At 63.2% G+C, this 20268-nt stretch carries 17 protein-coding genes and 1 pseudogene; 11 read left to right on the top strand and 7 right to left on the bottom strand.

Annotated features, from left to right (window positions below; all coding sequences use genetic code 11):
- On the top strand, nucleotides 1-226 hold a 226-nt coding region (locus DPV79_RS43155; RefSeq protein ID WP_208866778.1), incomplete at its 5' end, for a hypothetical protein.
- A 151-nt stretch (nucleotides 227-377) separates the two neighbouring features.
- Here the strand turns inward: DPV79_RS43155 and DPV79_RS40275 are convergent.
- Complete coding sequence (locus DPV79_RS40275) at nucleotides 378-1154, bottom strand: enoyl-CoA hydratase (RefSeq protein ID WP_021156980.1); 777 nt, start codon at nucleotides 1152-1154, stop codon at nucleotides 378-380.
- Between the two features lie 129 nt (nucleotides 1155-1283).
- Here DPV79_RS40275 and paaN point away from each other — a divergent pair, with 129 nt between their 5' ends.
- The 5 genes from paaN (at nucleotide 1284) to paaK (ending at nucleotide 6908) form a co-directional block, all read left to right on the top strand.
- Entirely contained in the window at nucleotides 1284-2990 is a 1707-nt protein-coding gene (paaN, locus tag DPV79_RS40270) for a phenylacetic acid degradation protein PaaN (RefSeq protein WP_113048034.1), read from the top strand.
- A gap of 87 nt (nucleotides 2991-3077) precedes the next feature.
- Entirely contained in the window at nucleotides 3078-4280 is a 1203-nt protein-coding gene (pcaF, locus tag DPV79_RS40265) for a 3-oxoadipyl-CoA thiolase (RefSeq protein ID WP_113048033.1), read from the top strand.
- 45 nt (nucleotides 4281-4325) lie between these two features.
- Nucleotides 4326-5117, top strand: a complete 792-nt coding sequence (gene paaG, locus DPV79_RS40260; protein WP_021156977.1) for a 2-(1,2-epoxy-1,2-dihydrophenyl)acetyl-CoA isomerase PaaG — start codon at nucleotides 4326-4328, stop codon at nucleotides 5115-5117.
- Between the two features lies 1 nt (nucleotide 5118).
- Nucleotides 5119-5571 (top strand): hydroxyphenylacetyl-CoA thioesterase PaaI, encoded by a 453-nt coding sequence (gene paaI / locus DPV79_RS40255; RefSeq protein WP_042973051.1) that lies wholly within the window; start codon nucleotides 5119-5121, stop codon nucleotides 5569-5571.
- Nucleotides 5572-5609: 38 nt separating this feature from the next.
- Nucleotides 5610-6908, top strand: a complete 1299-nt coding sequence (gene paaK / locus DPV79_RS40250) for a phenylacetate--CoA ligase PaaK (RefSeq protein ID WP_059498650.1) — start codon at nucleotides 5610-5612, stop codon at nucleotides 6906-6908.
- Nucleotides 6909-7168: 260 nt separating this feature from the next.
- On the opposite strand, the gene mltA is transcribed toward paaK, so the two are convergent.
- Nucleotides 7169-8401 carry a murein transglycosylase A gene (gene mltA / locus DPV79_RS40245; protein WP_048026376.1) on the bottom strand — a complete coding sequence of 411 codons (1233 nt, stop codon included), beginning with the start codon at nucleotides 8399-8401 and terminating at the stop codon, nucleotides 7169-7171.
- Nucleotides 8402-8482: 81 nt separating this feature from the next.
- A complete protein-coding gene (gene apaG, locus DPV79_RS40240; RefSeq protein ID WP_113048035.1) occupies nucleotides 8483-8860 on the bottom strand; it encodes a Co2+/Mg2+ efflux protein ApaG in 378 nt (125 codons plus the stop codon).
- A 175-nt stretch (nucleotides 8861-9035) separates the two neighbouring features.
- Between apaG and rpe the strand changes: the two genes are divergently transcribed.
- From rpe to DPV79_RS40215, 5 genes are all read left to right on the top strand, one after another.
- On the top strand, nucleotides 9036-9722 hold the full coding sequence (gene rpe, locus DPV79_RS40235) for a ribulose-phosphate 3-epimerase (RefSeq protein ID WP_006482066.1): 687 nt from the start codon (nucleotides 9036-9038) through the stop codon (nucleotides 9720-9722).
- A 4-nt stretch (nucleotides 9723-9726) separates the two neighbouring features.
- Nucleotides 9727-10491, top strand: coding sequence for a phosphoglycolate phosphatase (locus DPV79_RS40230; RefSeq protein ID WP_113048032.1), 765 nt, complete (start codon nucleotides 9727-9729; stop codon nucleotides 10489-10491).
- A 357-nt stretch (nucleotides 10492-10848) separates the two neighbouring features.
- A complete protein-coding gene (trpE, locus tag DPV79_RS40225) occupies nucleotides 10849-12342 on the top strand; it encodes an anthranilate synthase component I (RefSeq protein WP_042973047.1) in 1494 nt (497 codons plus the stop codon).
- A gap of 164 nt (nucleotides 12343-12506) precedes the next feature.
- Nucleotides 12507-13751, top strand: a complete 1245-nt coding sequence (locus DPV79_RS40220; protein ID WP_113048031.1) for a tyrosine-type recombinase/integrase — start codon at nucleotides 12507-12509, stop codon at nucleotides 13749-13751.
- A gap of 302 nt (nucleotides 13752-14053) precedes the next feature.
- Entirely contained in the window at nucleotides 14054-16048 is a 1995-nt protein-coding gene (locus tag DPV79_RS40215) for a reverse transcriptase domain-containing protein (RefSeq protein ID WP_113048030.1), read from the top strand.
- 204 nt (nucleotides 16049-16252) lie between these two features.
- On the opposite strand, the gene DPV79_RS40210 is transcribed toward DPV79_RS40215, so the two are convergent.
- The 4 genes and pseudogenes from DPV79_RS40210 to DPV79_RS40195 form a co-directional block, all read right to left on the bottom strand.
- Nucleotides 16253-16738 (bottom strand): DUF4265 domain-containing protein, encoded by a 486-nt coding sequence (locus DPV79_RS40210; protein WP_113048029.1) that lies wholly within the window; start codon nucleotides 16736-16738, stop codon nucleotides 16253-16255.
- 343 nt (nucleotides 16739-17081) lie between these two features.
- Nucleotides 17082-17234: pseudogene (locus DPV79_RS43925) on the bottom strand (RHS repeat-associated core domain-containing protein); the annotation flags it as partial.
- 6 nt (nucleotides 17235-17240) lie between these two features.
- A complete protein-coding gene (locus tag DPV79_RS40200) occupies nucleotides 17241-17738 on the bottom strand; it encodes an Imm21 family immunity protein (RefSeq protein WP_113048028.1) in 498 nt (165 codons plus the stop codon).
- The coding region (locus DPV79_RS40195) for an RHS repeat domain-containing protein (RefSeq protein ID WP_244321893.1) at nucleotides 17735-20268 on the bottom strand (2534 nt) is incomplete at its 5' end. The genes DPV79_RS40195 and DPV79_RS40200, both read right to left, overlap by 4 nt.

The following is a 20268-nucleotide window of genomic DNA, read 5'->3' as shown; positions in this document are numbered from 1 at the left end:
GAGCAATCTGCGAGGAACTTCGTGTTTCTCAGCAGCGCTGCGTTTTCAGCAGCAGAGAAGCGAGATTATGAACCGTGTTTCGCAGCTCGTCAACAACTTTTTACACTACATCGTTGCGACTGCGGGGTTCAACTTCCAAGCCAACCGCGCGCCCATCACTACAGCACACCACCGGCTTCGCTTCCCTCTCCCGCGCTGCGTTTCCGTTAGCGCGAAAGAGGCGTGATTCTAAGCACCCGCCCTCATCCACGCAAGCCCTTTGTGAAAATATTTTGAAAAGCCCCCGTGCGCTGGCGCGCACGGGGGCTGGGGCTCGGTGGGCCGGGTTCGACAACCGATACCAGCCAGGCACCGGCCACCTACCTCGGGCAGCTCAATCAGCGGTGCTTGAACACCGGCTTCCGCTTTTCAACGAATGCCGCCATCCCCTCCTTCTGGTCTTCGGTCGCGAACAGCGAATGGAACAGCCGGCGCTCGAAGTGAACGCCCTCGGCCAGCGTCGTCTCGTACGCACGGTTCACCGACTCCTTGACCATCATGACCGCCGGCAGCGAAAACTCGGCGATCGTCGCCGCGGCGGCAATCGCCTCGTCGAGCAGCGTGTCAGCCGGCAGCACACGCGACACGAGCCCCGCACGCTCCGCTTCGGCTGCATCCATGAAGCGGGCCGTCAGGCACATGTCCATCGCCTTAGCCTTCGACACCGCGCGCGGCAGACGCTGCGTACCGCCCGCCCCCGGCATGACGCCCAGCTTGATTTCCGGCTGGCCGAACTTGGCCGTGTCCGCCGCGAAGATGATGTCGCACATCATGGCCAGCTCGCAGCCGCCACCCAGCGCAAAGCCCGACACCGCCGCAATGATCGGCTTGCGAATTTCGCGAACCGTCTCCCAGTTACGTGTGATGTAGTCGCCCCGGTAGGCATCCATATAGGAATAGGTCGCCATCATGCCGATGTCCGCGCCAGCCGCGAACGCCTTCTCGCTCCCGGTCACGACGATCGCGCCGATGCCATCGTCCGCATCGAATGCCTTCAGCGCATCACCCAGTTCATCCATCAGCGCATCGTTCAGCGCATTCAGCGCCTTCGGACGGTTCAGCGTAACCAGCCCGACACGCCCCCGGGTCTCCACCAGGATGTTCTCGTAAGCCATCTATTTCTCCTCGATCAATGAAATGAGAAACGCCTCGCACATGCGAATAGTTTGATGCTACCATTCTCCGACCAACCGGTCGGTTAATTAATCGATCCAACCCCTCTCATCGTCCATCAGGCTGCCGCCATGACCCATGCACTGTTCACGAAGCACGAAGACACGCTGAAGCACGCACTCGCCGCCATCGAGAGCCGCGGGTACTGGAGCCCGTTCGCCGAAATGCCGAGCCCCAAAGTGTACGGGGAAAGCGCGAACGCAGATGGCGAGGCCGCGTTCAAGTCCTACCTCGACAAGACGTTCGCGCTCGACCAGCCGGCGTCCGGAGAAACGGTCGGCGCGGAACGGTCGCCGTACGGCATCGCATTGGGCATCCGGTATCCGAAGTCGACGCCCGACGAACTGATCGCCGCCGCTGCCGCCGCGCAGCGTTCATGGCGTGAAGCCGGCCCGAGCGCCTGGATCGGCGTAAGCCTCGAAATCCTCGCGCGCCTGAATCGTGCGAGCTTCGAGATCGCCTACAGCGTGATGCACACCACGGGGCAGGCATTCATGATGGCATTCCAGGCCGGCGGCCCGCACGCGCAGGATCGCGCGCTCGAGGCCGTTGCCTATGCGTGGGACGAACTGCGCCGCATTCCGGCCGACGCGCACTGGGAGAAGCCGCAAGGCAAGAACCCGCCGCTCGCGATGCACAAGCGCTACACGATCGTCCCGCGCGGCACCGGCCTGGTACTCGGCTGCTGCACGTTCCCGACCTGGAACGGTTACCCGGGATTGTTCGCCGATCTGGCCACCGGCAACACCGTGATCGTCAAACCGCATCCGGGCGCGATCCTGCCTCTCGCGATCACGGTCCGGATCGCTCGCGACGTGCTGCGCGAAGCCGGCTTCGATCCGAACGTCGTCACGCTCCTCGCGACCGAACCCAACGACGGCACACTCGTTCAGGATCTCGCGCTGCGCCCCGAGATCAAGCTGATCGACTTCACCGGCAGCACGCAAAACGGCACGTGGCTCGAGCGCCATGCCCACCAGGCACAGGTCTATACGGAGAAGGCAGGCGTCAACCAGATCGTGATCGACTCGACCGACGACCTGAAGGCCACCGCCAAGAACATCGCGTTCTCGCTGGCGCTGTACTCCGGCCAGATGTGCACGGCACCGCAGAACATCTACGTGCCGCGCGACGGCATCCGGACGGCGGACGGCCATGCGAGCTTCGACGAAGTCGCACAGGCAATCGCCGTTGCGGTACAAAAACTCACCGGCGATCCGGCCCGCTCGGTCGAACTGATCGGCGCGATCCAGAACGAAGGCGTGACCGCACGCATCGACGACGCCCGCCAGCTCGGCCGCGTGCTCGCCGACAGCCTGACCCTCCAGCACCCCGCGTTCCCCGATGCCCGCGTGCGCACACCGCTCGTGCTGCAACTCGACGTGACCGATCGCGAGAAATTCACGCAGGAGTGGTTCGGCCCGATCTCGTTCGTGATCGCAACCGACTCGACCGCGCAGTCGCTCGATCTCGCCGGTGAAATCGCGGCAGAACATGGCGCGCTGACGCTCTCCGTCTACAGTACCGACGAAGCCATCGTCGACGCCGCACACGACGCGGCGGTGCGCGGCGGCGTCGCGCTGTCGATCAACCTGACCGGCGGCGTGTTCGTGAACCAGTCGGCAGCGTTCTCGGATTTCCACGGCACGGGCGCGAACCCGGCAGCCAACGCGGCGCTCGCGGATCCGGCATTCGTCGCCAACCGGTTCCGCGTTGTGCAAAGCCGTGTCCATGTTGCGCCGAAAGCGGCACCCGCGGAAGCCGGTCAACCTGCATAACCCGAATGGTCGACGTGCAAACGCCGCCACGTTCTCTACCATGAACGAATCCGCCACCCGGCCGGTTCGTTGCTCATCGATACGCCCATGACAGACGCCTATATCTGCGACGCGATTCGCACCCCCATCGGCCGCTACGGCGGCGCCCTGAAAGATGTCCGCGCCGACGACCTCGGCGCGGTACCGCTCAAGGCGCTCGTGGAGCGCAACCGTGACGTCGACTGGACGGCGATCGACGACGTGATCTACGGCTGCGCGAACCAGGCCGGTGAGGACAACCGCAACGTCGCCCGCATGTCCGCGCTGCTCGCGGGGCTGCCGACCGACGTGCCCGGCACGACGCTGAACCGCCTGTGCGGCTCCGGGATGGACGCGGTCGGCACTGCTGCGCGCGCGATCAAGGCCGGGGAGGCGCGCCTGATGATCGCGGGCGGCGTCGAGAGCATGACGCGCGCGCCGTTCGTGATGGGCAAGGCCGCGAGCGCATTCGCGCGCCAGGCCGACATCTACGACACGACGATCGGCTGGCGCTTCGTCAATCCGTTGATGAAACAGCTGTACGGCGTCGATTCGATGCCGGAGACGGCCGAGAACGTCGCGGTCGACTACAACGTCAGCCGTGCCGACCAGGACCTGTTCGCGCTGCGCAGCCAGCAGAAGGCCGCGCGTGCGCAGCAGGATGGCACGCTCGCCGAGGAAATCGTCGCAGTCACGATTCAGCAGAAGAAAGGCGATCCGGTGGTCGTCTCGCGCGACGAGCATCCGCGCGAAACGTCGCTCGAAGCGCTCGCGAAGCTGAAAGGCGTCGTGCGCCCGGACGGTTCGGTAACGGCCGGCAACGCATCGGGCGTCAACGACGGTGCGTGCGCGCTGCTGCTCGCCAATGCACAGGCCGCGGACCAGTACGGCCTGCGCCGCCGCGCACGGGTCGTCGGAATGGCGACGGCCGGCGTCGCGCCGCGCGTGATGGGCATCGGGCCCGCGCCCGCCACGCAGAAACTGCTCGCCCGGCTCGGGATGACCATCGACCAGTTCGACGTGATCGAGCTGAACGAGGCGTTTGCGTCGCAAGGTCTGGCGGTGCTGCGCATGCTCGGCGTCGCCGACGACGATCCGCGCGTGAACCCGAACGGCGGCGCAATCGCACTGGGCCATCCGCTCGGCGCATCGGGCGCCCGGCTCGTGACCACGGCCCTCCACCAACTCGAGCGTACGGGCGGTCGCTTTGCGCTCTGTACGATGTGCATCGGCGTCGGCCAGGGTATCGCGATCGCGATCGAACGCGTGTAACCCACGCACCGCGCGCCTATAACGAAGTCATGAAGGAGACACTGCATGTCCTATCAGGCGATTCAGCTGGATATCGATCGCGCCTCGAACGTGGCCACGATTACCCTCAACCGCCCCGACAAGCTGAACAGCTTTACGCGGGCGATGCATCGCGAACTGCAGTCGGCACTCGATGATGTCGAAGCGGCCGGTGCGCGCGCGCTGATCCTGACTGGCGCGGGGCGCGGCTTCTGCGCGGGCCAGGACCTGGCCGATCTCGACTTCACGCCGGGCGCGTCCACCGACCTCGGCGCGCTGATCGACGAGCACTTCAATCCGCTGATCCGCCGCCTGCAGCGTCTGCCGATTCCGGTCATCGCCGCCGTCAACGGCACCGCGGCCGGCGCCGGCGCGAACCTCGCGCTCGCGTGCGATCTCGTGTTCGCCGCCCGATCGAGCAGTTTCATCCAGGCCTTCGTCAAGATCGGGCTCGTACCCGATTCGGGCGGCACATGGTTCCTGCCGCAACGCGTCGGCATGGCACGCGCGCTGGGGCTCGCGCTGACCGGCGACAAACTCGGCGCCGAACAGGCCGAGCAATGGGGCTTGATCTGGCGCGCGGTCGACGACGACACCCTCGCTGCGTCAGTCCGCCAGCTCGCCACCCAGCTTGCGCAGCAGCCGACGCTCGCGATCGCATCGATCAAGCAATCGATGCGCGACAGCGTCACGAACACGCTCGACCAGCAACTCGACCAGGAACGCGACCTGCAGCGCAAGCTCGGTCAGTCGTACGACTATGCGGAAGGCGTGAAGGCGTTCATCGAGAAGCGCGCGCCGCGCTTCGAGGGGCGTTGACATGACGGACGCCACTGCCACGCTCGACCCCGACTCGCTCGCCCGTGCCGCCGCACGAGCCATGTACGACGCCGACGCATGCAGCCGCGCGTTCGGGATGGAAATCGCCGAAGTACGCGCCGGCTACGCGCGCCTGCAAATGCGCGTGCGGCCCGAATTCCTGAACGGGCATCAGACCTGCCATGGCGGGATCATCTTCACGCTGGCCGATTCGACGTTCGCGTTCGCATGCAACTCGTACAACGTGAACGCAGTCGCGGCCGGCTGCTCGATCGAATTCCTGCGCCCCGTGCACGGCGACGACGTGCTGACGGCCGAGGCGATCGAGCAGGCACGCGCCGGCCGCCAAGGGATCTACGACATCCGCGTCACGAACCAGACCGGAGAAACCGTCGCGATGTTTCGCGGCAAATCCGCCCAGATCAAGGGTACGGTCATCCCGGAAGACCGCTGACGTCGACGGCTCGCACATAACAAACACTGGAGACATGCATGACTACCCCGCTACCGCTCGAGCCGATCGAGACCGCCTCACGCGACGAGCTGACCGCGCTGCAGCTCGAACGCCTCAAGTGGTCGCTCCGGCATGCGTATGACCACTCTCCCGTCTATCGTCGCAAGTTCGACGACGCGGGCGTCCATCCGGACGACCTGAAGACGCTCGCCGACCTGTCGCGCTTCCCGTTCACGACGAAGAGCGACCTGCGCGACAGTTACCCGTTCGGGATGTTCGCGGTGCCGCAGGACCAGATCTCGCGCATCCATGCGTCGTCGGGCACGACCGGCAAGCCGACGGTCGTCGGCTATACGGCCGGCGACATCGACACATGGGCGAATCTCGTCGCACGCTCGATCCGCGCTGCCGGTGCGCGCCGCGGCGACAAGGTGCACGTGAGCTACGGCTACGGCCTGTTCACAGGCGGGCTCGGTGCGCACTACGGCGCCGAACGCGCTGGGCTGACCGTGATCCCGTTCGGCGGCGGCCAGACCGAAAAGCAGGTGCAGCTGATCCAGGATTTCCGGCCCGACATCATCATGGTGACGCCGAGCTACATGCTGTCGATCGCCGACGAAATCGAGCGCCAGGGTCTCGATCCCGTGCAGAGTTCGCTGCGCATCGGCATCTTCGGCGCGGAACCGTGGACCAACGACATGCGCGTCGCGATCGAGCAGCGGATGGGCATCGACGCGGTCGATATCTACGGACTTTCCGAAGTGATGGGCCCCGGCGTCGCGTCCGAATGCGTCGAGACCAAGGACGGCCCGACCATCTGGGAGGACCACTTCTATCCGGAAATCATCGACCCTGAAACGGGCGAAGTGCTTCCGGATGGCGAACTCGGCGAGCTCGTGTTCACGTCGCTGACGAAGGAGGCACTGCCGATCGTCCGCTACCGCACCCGCGACCTCACGCGGCTGCTGCCTGGCACTGCCCGCACGATGCGCCGGATGGAGAAGATCACGGGGCGTTCGGACGACATGATGATCGTGCGCGGTGTCAATGTGTTCCCGACGCAAATCGAGGAGCAGTTGCTCAAGCAGCGCGCGCTCGCACCGCACTATCAGATCGTACTGACGAAGGAAGGCCCGCTCGACGTGCTGACGCTCAATGTCGAGCCCTGTCCGGAGACTGCGCCCGATACGGCGGCGATTCATGCGGCCAAACAGGCGCTCGCACACGACATCAAGTCGCTGATCGGTGTGACGGCCGTAATCAACGTGCTGCCCGTGAACGGGATCGAGCGTTCGGTCGGCAAGGCGCGACGCGTCGTCGACAAGCGCAAGGGCTGACGGCAATCGCCGCGCGTGCACGACGTGCGGTGAATCTGCGGTTGCAAATGAAACAGCCCGATCGGCCAACGCCGATCGGGCTGTTTCATTCCGGGCCGCCTGTGGGGCATCCGTCGAGGCGAAAGGCGCGTCACGAAAACTGACGCCGCACGTGGCGCCCTCGCAATCAGCGCGACACGCCCCACACACTCCATCGCGCCCACGAGTGCACCCTCCGATGCATCGGCAGCGGCGGCCCGGACAACCCGGGCCGCCTCAAGTCACGAGTTCGGGAACAGCAGCCACATCCGGCCGACCTGCTTCATCCGCCCGGCCTGATCGCCTGCGTCGTCGCCGAGCCCCCAGAAATAGTCGGCCCGCACGCCGCCCTTGATCGCGGAGCCCGTATCCTGCGCGAACACGAGCCGGTTCATCGGCGTATTCGTCAGCGGGCGCGTGGTCTGCAGGAACACCGGCGTGCCGAGCGGGATCGACGACGGGTCGACCGCGATCGAGCGTTCCGGCGTCAGCGGCACGCCGAGCGCGCCGATCGGGCCGTCCGCGCCGCCGTGCGGCGCATCCTCCTTGGTCGGCATGTCGCGGAAGAACACGAACCGCGGGTTCGTGTCGAGCAACGCGTCGACGCGATTCGGATTCGCCTTCGCCCACGCCTTGATGCCCTGCATCGTCGCCTGGGCGGGTGTCAGTTCGCCGCGATCGAGCAGCCACTTGCCGATCGAACGGTACGGCTGGTTGTTGGTGCCGCCGAAGCCGACCCGCATCACCGAACCGTCGTCGAGCAACACGCGCCCCGAGCCCTGCACCTGCAGGAAGAACGCCTCGATCGGGTCGTCGACCCACACGAGTTCGTTGCCATTCAGGATGCCGGCGCGTTCGAGCTGCGCGCGTGCCGGCAGCGCGGCGCCCGCGCGATAACCGGCCGGCCAGCGGTACAGCGCGTACTGATACGGGCCACGACGCACGCGCGAACCATGCAGCAGCGGCTCGTAATAGCCGGTCACCAGCCCGTCGAGCGTACCGTCGGTGTTCGCGAACTGGAACGGCGTGAAATACGTTTCGAAGAATGCCCGCGCACTGCTGACGTCAAGCTCGTCGAGCCGGTCGGCAGCCGCACACGCACGCTGCCAGGCCGGCTGGCGCGCGAGCCGCACGCAGTTCTGCCGCAATGCGGCCGTCGCGCCGATCAGCGAATCATCCTGCCAACCCGGCACCTGCTGCCACGCGACCGGCGTGAGTCGCTTCGCGGCGACCTGCCCCGGCATGATCGCCGCGCCGGTCGGCGGCTTCAGCGACGAAGTCCGCGTCGGCGTGCCGCCGCACGCCGCGAGCAGCGCCGCCGCCGCGACCGCTGCCGCCCACCCGGCCAACCGGGGCCCAAACCACATACAATGTCCGTTCTTGATGGAAACCGCCATGTCAGATTTTCTCGACCAATATCCGATGCTCATCTTTGCGCTCGAAGCCTTCGTAGCGCTTGCCCTGCTGATCTTCATCGTCGTGTGGACGTCGTCGGGCAGAAAGAAGCACGCCCGCGGCAACAACGACCGCCAGCCGCGCTGACGCGCTTCGCACGCTCAATGCAGCGTGCGCGGCATGTGGAGTGCGAACTCGTCGACCGGCGCCTCGAAACGCTCGCCGTCTTCCGCCACGCAGAAGTACGCGCCCCGCATCGTGCCGACCGGCGTCGCGATCACGGCCCAGCTCGTGTATTCGAAGTGCTCGCCCGGCTGCAGCAGCGGCTGGTGCCCGACGACGCCGAGCCCCTTCACTTCCTGCACGTGGTTCTCGCTGTCCGTGATGATCCAGTGACGCGCGATCAGCTGCGCCGCGACTTGTCCCGTGTTGCGGATCGTCAGCGTGTACGCGAATGCGTATTGACGGCGATCGGGGTCGGATTGTTCCGGCAAGTAGCTGGTTTTCACCGAAACGGTGAACTGATACTGACTCGTGATGTTTCCGGTGGAAGGTGACTGTCCGTGCCGGCATGGGCAACGGGGCCGCGGGCGCGCCGCATTGGTTCGGCATTCTATGCGCAATCGGGCCTCGGCCGCACGGCCCGCCGCCGCGCACCGGGTCGCCGGACGGTAGAATGACGGTTTTGCGCCGCAACGTCTCCGCTCCCCTGCCATGACCCAATTCCGTATCGCTCCCAGCATCCTGTCGGCCGATTTCGCACGGCTCGGCGAAGAAGTCCGCAACGTCGTCGCTGCCGGCGCCGACTGGATCCACTTCGACGTGATGGACAACCATTATGTGCCGAACCTGACGATCGGCCCGCTCGTGTGCGAAGCGATCCGCCCGCACGTGCAGGTGCCGATCGACGTGCACCTGATGGTGCGCCCGGTCGACCGGATCGTGCCCGATTTTGCGAAGGCCGGTGCCAACCTGATCAGCTTCCACCCGGAAGGCTCCGATCACATCGACCGCACGCTGTCGTTGATCCGCGACCACGGCTGCAAGGCCGGTCTCGTGTTCAATCCGGCGACGCCGCTGAACTACCTCGATCACGTGATGGATCGCCTCGACTTCGTGCTGCTGATGTCGGTCAACCCGGGCTTCGGCGGCCAGTCGTTCATCCCGGAAACGCTGAACAAGCTGCGCGAAGCACGCGCACGCATCGACGCGTACACCGAGCGCACCGGCCGCGAGATCCTGCTCGAAGTCGACGGCGGCGTAAAAGCCGACAACATCGCGGAAATCGCGGCGGCCGGGGCCGACACCTTCGTCGCGGGTTCGGCGATCTTCGGCAAGCCCGACTACCGCAAGGTGATCGACGAGATGCGCGCCGCGCTCGCTACCGTCGAGCGGAGCTGACGCCGTGGCCGATTCGTCGCTCGCCGGCCAGGCGCCGGCAGGGGCCGCAACTGAAGCCGCCCCGATCCGCTTCGCCGCGCCGCGCATCGACGCGGCGCTGATCGATCTCGACGGCACGATGGTCGACACGGCCGACGATTTCACGGCCGGCCTGAACGGGATGCTCGAGCAGCTCGGCGCGCCGGCCACGTCGCGTGACGAGGTGATCGGCTACGTCGGCAAGGGCTCCGAACACCTGATCCAGAGCGTGCTGAAACCGCGCTTCCCGGCCGACGAAGCGCACGCGCGCTTCGACGATGCACTGGCGATCTACCAGACCGAATACGCGAAGATCAACGGCCGCCACACGCGCCTTTATCCGGACGTAGCCGCCGGCCTCGACGCGTTGCGTGCGGCCGGCATCCGGCTCGCGTGCGTGACGAACAAGCCGCATCGCTTCGCCGTCGAACTGCTCGAGCAATACGGGCTGGCCGATTGCTTCGGCGTCGTGCTCGGCGGCGACAGCGTCGCGCGCAAGAAGCCCGATCCGCTGCCGATGCTGACGGCCTGCAGCGCGCTCGGCGTCGCGCCGGATGCGGCAGTCGCGATCGGCGACTCGGAAAACGATGCGCTGGCCGGCCGCGCGGCCGGGATGGCGACGCTGACTGTGCCGTACGGCTACAACCACGGCAAAGCTATACAAACGATAAATTCGGATGGTATAGTCGATTCGTTGCTGGTCGCAGCTCGCGCAATTGCTGCGCACAACACCGGCCGGCCAACCATCTGATTATTTCTTCCATCCGCATGTTTCTGAATAAAAAACGGAGTCTGAGCAGCATCGACCGGGGAGCCTGGCCCTGGCGTCGCTGGTCGCGCTAACCTCTTCGATGAGGTACGCTGAAGCACGTCTTCAGCGCCGTTTTTTATCTCGCTGCGCATCCGCGCGCCGACCGTCGCACCACCTCGAGTTCCACCGCGTCCGAACGCTTGCGTTCAGGATCGGCCGCAGGCTCGCGACGTTCACGCCCGGAGTGCCGGCCGGCAACAGGCACTTCTCGATCGACCGCCCTTTCGCCGACGGCAACCCGCGCAGCGTCAAGTGATCCCTGGCGCACGCGCCGCTCGTCCCGAACAGGACCGGAACATGACCGAACTCGAATTCCAATCGCTCGCGAACGAAGGCTACAACCGCATCCCGCTGATCGCGGAAGCCCTCGCCGATCTCGAAACGCCGCTGTCCCTCTACCTGAAGCTGGCCCAGCCCGAACGCGCGGGCGCCAACTCGTTCCTGCTGGAATCGGTGGTCGGCGGCGAACGCTTCGGCCGCTACTCGTTCATCGGCCTGCCGGCCCGCACGCTCGTCCGCACCCGTAACGGCGTGTCGGAAGTCGTGCGCGACGGCCAGGTCGTCGAGACGCATGACGGTGACCCGTTCCAGTTCATCGAATCGTTCCAGGCGCGCTTCAAGGTCGCGCAGCGCCCGGGCCTGCCGCGCTTCTGCGGCGGTCTCGCCGGTTATTTCGGCTACGACGCGGTGCGCTACATCGAGAAGAAGCTCGCGAACACCGCGCCGCGCGACGATCTCGGCCTGCCCGACATCCAGTTGCTGCTGACCGAGGAAGTCGCGGTCATCGACAACCTCGCCGGCAAGCTGTACCTGATCATCTACGCGGACCCGAGCCAGGCCGAAGCCTATACGAAGGCCAAACAGCGCCTGCGCGAACTGAAACAGCGCCTGCGCACGACCGTGCAGCCGCCCGTCACGTCGGCGAGCGTGCGCACCGAAACCTTCCGCGAGTTCAAGAAAGACGACTATCTGGCCGCCGTGCGCCAGGCGAAGGAATACATCGCGGCCGGCGAGCTGATGCAGATCCAGGTCGGTCAGCGGCTGACGAAGCCGTACCGCGACAATCCGCTGTCGCTGTATCGTGCGCTGCGTTCGCTGAACCCGTCGCCGTACATGTACTACTACAACTTCGGCGATTTCCACGTGGTCGGCGCGTCGCCGGAAATCCTCGTGCGCCAGGAGAAGCGCGGCGAAGACCAGATCGTCACGATCCGTCCGCTCGCCGGCACGCGCCCGCGCGGCAACACGCCCGAGCGCGATGCGGAACTCGCGACCGAACTGCTCAACGATCCGAAGGAAATCGCCGAGCACGTGATGCTGATCGACCTCGCGCGCAACGACGTCGGCCGCATCGCGGAGATCGGCTCGGTGCAGGTGACCGACAAGATGGTCATCGAGAAATACTCGCACGTGCAGCACATCGTCAGCTCGGTCGAAGGCAAGCTGAAACCCGGGATGACGAACTACGACGTGCTGCGCGCGACGTTCCCGGCGGGCACGTTGTCCGGCGCGCCGAAGGTGCGCGCGATGGAACTGATCGACGAGCTCGAGCCGGTCAAGCGCGGGTTGTACGGCGGCGCCGTCGGCTACCTGTCGTTCTCGGGCGAGATGGATCTCGCGATCGCGATCCGCACGGGCCTGATCCACAACGGCAACCTGTATGTGCAAGCGGCGGCCGGGGTCGTCGCGGATTCGGTGCCCGAATCCGAATGGCAAGAGACCGAGAACAAGGCGCGCGCGGTGCTGCGTGCGGCCGAACAGGTCCAGGACGGCCTCGATAGCGACTTCTGACCGGAGACTGACCATGCTGCTCATGATCGATAACTAGCATTCGTGTCCAGCCATGTGCATGATTGTCCAGAACTCTTGGTAGCTAGGGGCTTCGCTGTCATGCCGGTCTGTCGCCATCCAGCCATGTCCAGTAAAATGGGGTGAAATTCCTGCGAATTCACCCCATGAAAACCACCAAGGCCCTCACGGCCTCCATGATCAATGCAGCCAAGCCGAAAGACAGACCGTACAAGCTGTCCGATCTGAATCGCCTTTCGCTTCACGTCAGCAAGGTCGGAACCAAGAGCTGGTCCTGGGCTTACCGCCTCGACGACAAAGACTGCACTTACCAGATCGGCCGCTGGCCGGAGGTCGGACTCTCCGAAGCGCGCGAACGAAGAGCTGCCGCAGAGAAATTGGTAAAAGCGGGCATCCATCCGAAGGCGCACGACCAACAGCAGGTAGCCCAGACGAAGGCCGAGCAGGCTACGACGTTTTGGGGCGTCACGTCGGAATGGATCGAATTGAACCGTTCGAAGTGGTCTGAGTACTACCTTGATCAGGTCGAGCGATTCACCGCTCGCTACATTCGGGATGCGGAGATCGGCAAGCGCCCGCTTCGCTCGGTCACGAGCGCGGACATCTTTGCACTTGTCCGAAGCGTCGGATCACGAACCAAGAAGTCGGGGAAAGAGCGGAAAACCACCGGCGCCCCGTCAGTCGCCGTGCTTCTCAAGCAATGGTGTTCGGCCGTCTTCCGCCTTGGAATTGCCAGTGGTCGCTGCGATAGCAATCCCGCCGCGGGATTCAAGCTGTCCGATGCCGTCGCGAAACCTCCCGTAAAGAACAACCGCGTACTTGATACGGAAGAAGTTCGTCGACTCATTTCGGAGCTGAATCGATACAACGGCAATCGAGCCACCGTCATCGCAATCCAACTTCTCCTGCTGACGTTCGTGCGGACAATCGAACTTCGCGCGGCATCGTGGCACGAGTTCGACTTGGAAAACGCCCTTTGGACGATTCCAGCCGAGCGAATGAAGCGTCGCTTGCCTCACGTCGTTCCGCTTTCGTCGCAGGCAGTCGAATTGCTCAAGGAGTTGGAACAGCTGACTGGAAGCACAAATTGGCTATTTCCAAACCGCCGCGACGAAACACGCTGCATGAGCGCCACTACAATCAATCGCGCACTGGAATACATGGGCTTCGCCGGTGCGAACAGCATTGGTTTTACAGCTCACGGTGCACGAGGCACCGCCTCGACCTATCTCCATGAGGAGGACTTCGAAGAGAAGCATGTTGAGCGACAACTTGCCCACGTCCAGAAAAACAAGGTTGCAGGAACGTACAACAAAGCCGCATACCTGAAACAGAGGCGGGACATGATGCAGCATTACGCTGACTATCTCACCGGCCTCGGGTTAGCATAGGCGCGCCGAACATTTCGATCTTCAACAACGCACTCTCGTCCTCGACGGCAAGACGCGCAAAGTCGCCGGCCTGCTGGGCACACAAAACGCAGCATAACGTTGCACTTCCTTGGCGCACGCGCTTAAAATCGACTGCCGCCCCCTTACGGAGCTTAACCGGGCCCGCGTTAACGTAGGCTCCCCACGAGGTAACCCCGCGCCGTACGCTGATCACGAATTGCAATGTTGCAGCGATGATCGGAGATACAGGAGAAAGACGAAGGGGGCGGCGTCCAAAAAACAAGGAACACCTGCGGGGTGACATGGCTATCGTGGCAAGCATAGATGAAATTATCGAGAGCCTTGTCCGCAACAACCCCGCCTGGTTCTCCAGACGCATCCTCGGCATCCCGTATAGCACGCTGAAAGAGATCGTCTACCCCCGTCCGCCGTATAAGCGCTTCACGATTAAGAAGCGGGACGGCACCGATCGCGTGATCTTCGAACCGCGCAACCGCCTGAAAATCATTCAGCAGCGGACCTTAAAGTTCCTCCTAGATCGATCCGGCCCCCTCAAACCTGCGGTCCATGGCTTCGTGTCAAAGCGCAGCATCTTGACGAACGCGCAGGTGCATTGCTCGCCGAAGGTCCACCACGTCTTCAACATCGACCTCGAAGACTTTTTTCCGAACATCTCGTTCTACCGGGTGCGCGGTGTACTTGAGAAACACCCGTTTAACTGCTCGCATCAGGTCGCGACAGTCATCGCTCACATCTGCACGCTCGACAAGGTGCTGCCGCAAGGCGCGCCGACCTCGCCGTTACTTTCGAATCTCGTGTGCCGGTCATTGGATCGGGACCTGACTGACTTGGCTCGCCGAAGCTTCGCGCGCTATTCCCGCTACGCCGACGACATCACGTTTTCCTTTCCCGTTCGAAAGACCTCTCGACTGCCGGCAGCAATCTGCCACGTCGATGAAGACGGTGATCTGCTGATCGGAACGGAATTACATGGCGTCATCACGAAGCACAATTTCAAGATCAACCCTGCTAAGACCCGGTTGCGCGATCGTAGCCGTCGGATGGAGGTCACGGGGCTTACGATCAATCGATTTCCCAACGTTCCCAGGCGGTTTATCGATCGCATTCGTGGAGCCTTGCATGCGTGGGAGAAGTACGGCTACGACGCGGCCGAAAAGGCATGGTCCGAACGCGTCGAGAAAGCCACCACCGGGCCGTACGAGAAAAAGCCTTGGAAGCGTCAGATGCGTCGCGGACGGCTGCCGAAACTGAAAAACATTCTGTGGGGCAAGTTGCTCTACCTGCGGATGGTCCGAGGCAAGGACGATCTGATCTACACCCGGCTCGCCGAGCGCTACAACGACGCTGTCCTCGCGGCGCATGCCGCCGGGCCATTTACCGCCCCGCGCCTGCCGGTGCAACCATTAGTGCGAGACAAAGAGACGGCGCGCGACGCATGTTTCGTTGTGGAATGGCTGGGAGACTATCAGTCGGCAGCTGGCGTCACGGACGATATTCCCATGGGGCAAGGAACCGCGTTTGTCTACCGCGAGTTGAATCTACTGATCACGTGCGATCACGTTTTTGAGGGGAAAGCGAACGTCGGTCACTTCGAAGTCGAGATGGATTACGAGGACGTGGAACTGGTCAACAAGACGCTGAACCTCGTCAAGCCAGACACACATCAGAAGTGGCCGGCGAAGATTCTCTATCGCAACGCTCAGATGGATCTGGCGCTCCTCGCTTTCGACCATCCGCCTCAGCACCGTTACTTCTCTGCAATGGACAATCCGATCGAGTCCGGCGCGCAGGGCATCTTGATCGGCTACCCAGCCTGGAAACAGTGGAACCTGCCGGATTTCAACGATCAGAAAGTGCTGAACAGGACTACACCACACGCCGGAATGAACAGTTTCACCATCTCGGGCGCTGGTAGCATTCGTCCCGGTAACAGTGGCGGACCTTTCACGGACGGTCGCTTCCGGGTCGCCGGCATGGCTCAGCGCGGCGCTTACATGGGCGATGGGCACGACGAATGCCTGTGCTTCGAGATCATCGATGACCTAATCGACAAATATCGGGCGTCGCTTGTGCCACCGGCGCCAGTGCCAGCGCCCACGCCCGCCGTGGGTGCAGCCGCCGGGCTCGCCGCTGCAATGTCGGCCGCCCCCCCTGCGCCCATCCCGATACCTGCAGCAGTTGCTTCGTATACTGAAGCGCCCAGCGTTTCCGCATCTGCGATTGGCTCGGTAGCAACGCCGGTTCAACCACCGCCGTCAGACGAACCCTTGATGTAATCCCGTCTGCGGAATCGGCACGGCTCTGTCGGGCCACCGCCGCCCATCATCCTCGCTCCCTTATAGACAGGCGAATCTACGAAATACGGATGATTGCCGTGCGGTGTTCGCCCACGCTCGCGTAGGAGCCGCTCGAACCGTTCGTCGGCGTGCGGCCCCGTGCGAAGCGATTACCCATTTTGCTCAGCGGCCGTCAAGGCGGAGCTATCTTTTCAGCCACCAATCAAGAAGCGTCTCGTCGCTAGGGTCCTCAAAATTTTTGTAGACGTTCGCGTAGTACCATTCGATCCCCGTTCGTTCCTTAAATTCGTCGAAGAAACGATTAATTGCCTCGATACCATTGGTCGACGGGACCGATAGTGCAAGGTTTCCGCCGTTCACACCATCCAAGCTGCCAGCTAGCTCTTGGCCAACTTCACGCTCCAGCCGTTCCACCTCCCCCCGGGGGATCTCGTCGGCATAAATTTGGACACAAAAGTTCCCACCTCGCCTCAAGACGGTAGCTGGCCGATCAGTGTCAGCTATGCGGATCAAATCGCCCTTCGCGAGATTCAGTGCGAGTCCGGGCGACGAGAGCAATTCGTAGGAGCCGTCTCCAATAGACAAAGCGGGAAGCTCCTCATAGACGGGGCCCGCATCGTTGTGCCCCGCATACACATTTACCAGACAACGTTCTTTCTCAGCGTCCATATGGTGCTCCACAGCTTCCGCGTTCAACGCAAGACATACCTTCCTTCACATAGCCACTACTGCCTGCACTCAAATTGCAAGATGCTCCTTCAAGAGCGACGTTTGCGTCGGACAGGTTCCCACCACTTGCAGTAGCGACGTTCCTATGCCCCAAATGCATGTCATTGGGATTCGTTGACGTATGTCCGCATCGCCAACATTTGTAGATGCCTGTCTTGTTTGCCGCGAGTAAGCGCTCGCGGCAGGCAGCTTGGCCAGCTCGACTACCTCCGCCTATGCGACTCGCAGCCATTTCCTCGTTGGTGGCACCGTCCCCGTCCGGCAATGCGAATGATGACGGTGGCTTCTTCGCCAAACCAAATGGATCGACCCACTCGACCGGGTTGGGCACGTATTGATAAACGTTGATCCCGCCTGCCAGGCCGATTGGGTCCTTGCTGACGAACCGCCCACTGCTCGGATCATAGTACCGATGCCGGTTGTAATGCAGCCCAGTCTATGGCTAAACGGCAACGATAGAGTGCACCAGTAATGATGTCCTCGACGTCGGTTGGTAGATGAACGTTGACACTTGGTTGGCGCCCCGATGCGTTGAGAGCCTCAGGCATTGCGCAGGATCAAATGTGTCAGCGGCATCGAATACCACCAGTGGCTGGTTGATCCAATTGATCGTCAACTCCTCAATAATGTTGATTGCGCCGAAGTCGATTTTCTCGATTGCGGTCAACACATCAGCTTCACTATCCGCCCACTTCCAGCGAACGATTAGTTGCTGGCTGTCAGATGTTGCGACCGCGGTTTGCAGCGGCTCGTCGCCCAAGACGAGCACGTCTGCCCCGTGCACTGCCAGCCTGCCGGCATAGTCGGCAGGCTGGCAAGACAGGTCGAAATCAGAGGGGTTCCCACTCGAGCCATTCCATAGCGGTGCCTTTGCTTCTTCCATCACTACAAGTGGCCCACCTGAGCTGTTGATCCAGTCTGAAATAGCGTACTTGTTCATTGACCGTTCCTCCTCTTTGCTTGTGTGACTTGGCCAGCCTGTTTGAGGCTGCACCGCTTGCAGTGAGGATACAGGCGTTGGGGCTTTCCCTGCTCGTTCAGCGCGTTCGGAGTTTGGTGATCGGGAATAAAGTCCCCGCTCTTTGTACCAGGATCTTTAGAACCACAAGTATGGCAGCCGTCGCGATACCCGATCGTGTTGATCTGCTGCCTTTCTTCCAAAGTGAAGTTACGTTCCGGTCCTCGTGCCGGTATGGATTCCGTCGCAAAGGGGCCCGGCTTCAATGTTTCGTCGCCGGCGAGACCTAGCGGGTCAGTCCAAGCGATTGGATTGAGCCCATATTGGTAAACGTTGATGCCACCTGCAAGGCCGATCGGGTCTTTCGATACGAAGCGCCCTGAGCTGGGATCGTAGTATCGGTTGCGGTTGTAATGCAGACCCGTCTCGGAATCGAAGTACTGCCCTGCAAAGCGCAGCGGGTTCGTGATTCCAGCCTTGCGCGCCGCCTCACTGATGACTTCGCGCGCTTCGCCCCACGCCTTGTAGCGTGCCGACCACGCTACCTCGCCCGACTCGTCCGTTACTTCCTGCGGCGTACCGATCTGGTCGCAATGATAGTACGCAACAGCGGTCAATGGCGGCACGTCGCCTCGGGTCAGTACGGCCGACCCCGTGGCTTGTACCAGCGGTGTGAAACTGCCCGGCTCGTATACATAGTGAGTGGTCTCACGCTTCTCCCACGACGTCTCATACGCGAGCGTGTCACCATCCCACCCGTACAGCGTGAAACCGTAGCCGCGCTCCTGCTTCAGACGCTGGCGCTCCGCATCCCGCCAGCCACTTCCCGCCCCTGCCAGATACGGTACCTGCGGCTCGATCAGCTTCGCGATGCGACGGCCCAGCGCGTCGTACGTGTACGTCGCGCGCATATGCCGGTCGCTCGCCGTCACCATCCGGCCCAGACTACTCCACCCGAACACCGTGCGCTCGCCGTTGTGCGTACGCTCCGTCAGGTTGCCCTGTTCGTCGTACGCGAAGTGCGTACCGGCGTACTCCTTCAGCAGGTTGTCCAGCAGCGGCGCGGACCGCGCGCCGCCGAATACACCAATGCCGTGTTCGTCGCGGTCCTTCGACTCCACGATATTGCTGGCCGGATCGAACGCGAACGTCTCGACATCGAGCGACGACTGCGCACGCGTGAGCCGTCCGACGGGATCGTACGTGTACTGGATCTCGCCGCGCTGCATATCGGCAATCTGGACGAGCTGCCCTGTCGTGTCGTACTGGTAACGGCGCTCCATCACCTTGCCGCCCGTGCCCTGTAAGGTCTGCCGCGCAAGCCTTCCCGCCTGGTCGTACTCCGTTGCCTGCTTCAACCCGTTGCCAAGCTCACGCACCGTCTCGCGGTGTGCGTCATCGCGCTCGAAGTTGGCTATCGTCTTTCCATCGAGCATGAGTCCGTGCACATGGCCTGAGCCGTAGGTCAACCATTCGAGCCGTCGGCCGTCCGGACGCGTCGTGGCAGTGCGCGCACCCACCTCGTCGTACTCGTGCCGCCAGACGAACTCGTAGTCCTCGCCGTCGACGGGCACGTTCAGGTGCTCGAAACTCAGGTTGCCGACCGGGTCGTAGAAGCGCCGCACACGCGACTGATCGTTGACCGCCTGCAGCAGGCGGCCCAGGCCGTCGTACTGGAACGACTCACTCTCGACCTTCACCTCGCCCTGCGGATTCAGGAAGACCTGTCCCCGATCGGTGAACTGGGCGGGCCAGCCGCGCCGACGTTCAAGCCGTCCCATCGCGTCGTATTCGAACGCCTGCATGACGCCGCCATACAGACGGTTGGTCACGAGGCCACTGCCCGCCGCGCGGTAATACCACGTCTCCCGTCCGTCGAAATCCGTCTCGCTTGTCAGGCGCGCCGCCTTGTCGTATCCGAACCGGTACTCCCGTCCGTTCTCGTTTCGCAGCGTCACAATCTGGCCGAGCGGGTTCCACGCGTATTCGAGCGAGTCGCCGCGCGCGTTCGTCCGCTTCGCAACGAGGCCCGCCGCCGTATAGCTGTAGCGCGTCGACCGGTTCAGCGCGTCGACGTGCTCGAGCAGACGGCCCTCCGCGTCGCGCGCATACGTGTCGCGCAGACCCGCAGGGCGCGTCACCCAGGCAAGTTGCCCGTTCTCGTAACCGTAGCGCGTCGTCTCGCCGGCCGCGTTTTTCGCCTCGACGAGTTGTCCGCGTTCGTCGTACTTCCACGTCGCGGTCTTGCCTGAACAGTCCGTATAGCTGGAGATCTGCCCATCCGGCTGCCATGCAATCTTCTTCGTGCCGCCCTTCGGATCGGTAATCGCGACTGGCAGTCCAGCGCGATCGTATTCGTACTTCGTGACCCTGCCGAGTGGGTCAAGCGCCTCGGTGACACGCCCCTTGCTGTCGTAGTAACGCTCCCAGCGGTGCCCTTCCGGGTCCTGCAGCCCGGTCAGGTTGCCGTGCCGGTCGTAGACGTAATGAGCCGTACGTCCATCCTGCTGCG

The sequence above is a fragment of the Burkholderia reimsis genome, from assembly GCF_003294055.1.
Lineage (GTDB): Bacteria > Pseudomonadota > Gammaproteobacteria > Burkholderiales > Burkholderiaceae > Burkholderia > Burkholderia cepacia.
Note: the sequence above shows the minus strand (reverse complement) of the source record. Positions and strands in the feature narration are given on the sequence as shown.

Bases quoted from the DNA above. Each gene is read 5' to 3' on its own strand.
- DPV79_RS40220 (WP_113048031.1), top strand. From the start codon at position 12,507: ATGAAAACCACCAAGGCCCTCACGGCCTCCATGATCAATGCAGCCAAG.
- DPV79_RS40210 (WP_113048029.1), bottom strand. From the start codon at position 16,738: ATGGACGCTGAGAAAGAACGTTGTCTGGTAAATGTGTATGCGGGGCAC.
- paaK (WP_059498650.1), top strand. From the start codon at position 5,610: ATGACTACCCCGCTACCGCTCGAGCCGATCGAGACCGCCTCACGCGAC.
- paaN (WP_113048034.1), top strand. From the start codon at position 1,284: ATGACCCATGCACTGTTCACGAAGCACGAAGACACGCTGAAGCACGCA.
- DPV79_RS40215 (WP_113048030.1), top strand. From the start codon at position 14,054: ATGGCTATCGTGGCAAGCATAGATGAAATTATCGAGAGCCTTGTCCGC.
- paaG (WP_021156977.1), top strand. From the start codon at position 4,326: ATGTCCTATCAGGCGATTCAGCTGGATATCGATCGCGCCTCGAACGTG.
- rpe (WP_006482066.1), top strand. From the start codon at position 9,036: ATGACCCAATTCCGTATCGCTCCCAGCATCCTGTCGGCCGATTTCGCA.
- pcaF (WP_113048033.1), top strand. From the start codon at position 3,078: ATGACAGACGCCTATATCTGCGACGCGATTCGCACCCCCATCGGCCGC.
- paaI (WP_042973051.1), top strand. From the start codon at position 5,119: ATGACGGACGCCACTGCCACGCTCGACCCCGACTCGCTCGCCCGTGCC.
- DPV79_RS40275 (WP_021156980.1), bottom strand. From the start codon at position 1,154: ATGGCTTACGAGAACATCCTGGTGGAGACCCGGGGGCGTGTCGGGCTG.
- DPV79_RS40200 (WP_113048028.1), bottom strand. From the start codon at position 17,738: ATGAACAAGTACGCTATTTCAGACTGGATCAACAGCTCAGGTGGGCCA.
- mltA (WP_048026376.1), bottom strand. From the start codon at position 8,401: ATGAAGATCAGCAGGGCAAGCGCTACGAAGGCTTCGAGCGCAAAGATG.
- trpE (WP_042973047.1), top strand. From the start codon at position 10,849: ATGACCGAACTCGAATTCCAATCGCTCGCGAACGAAGGCTACAACCGC.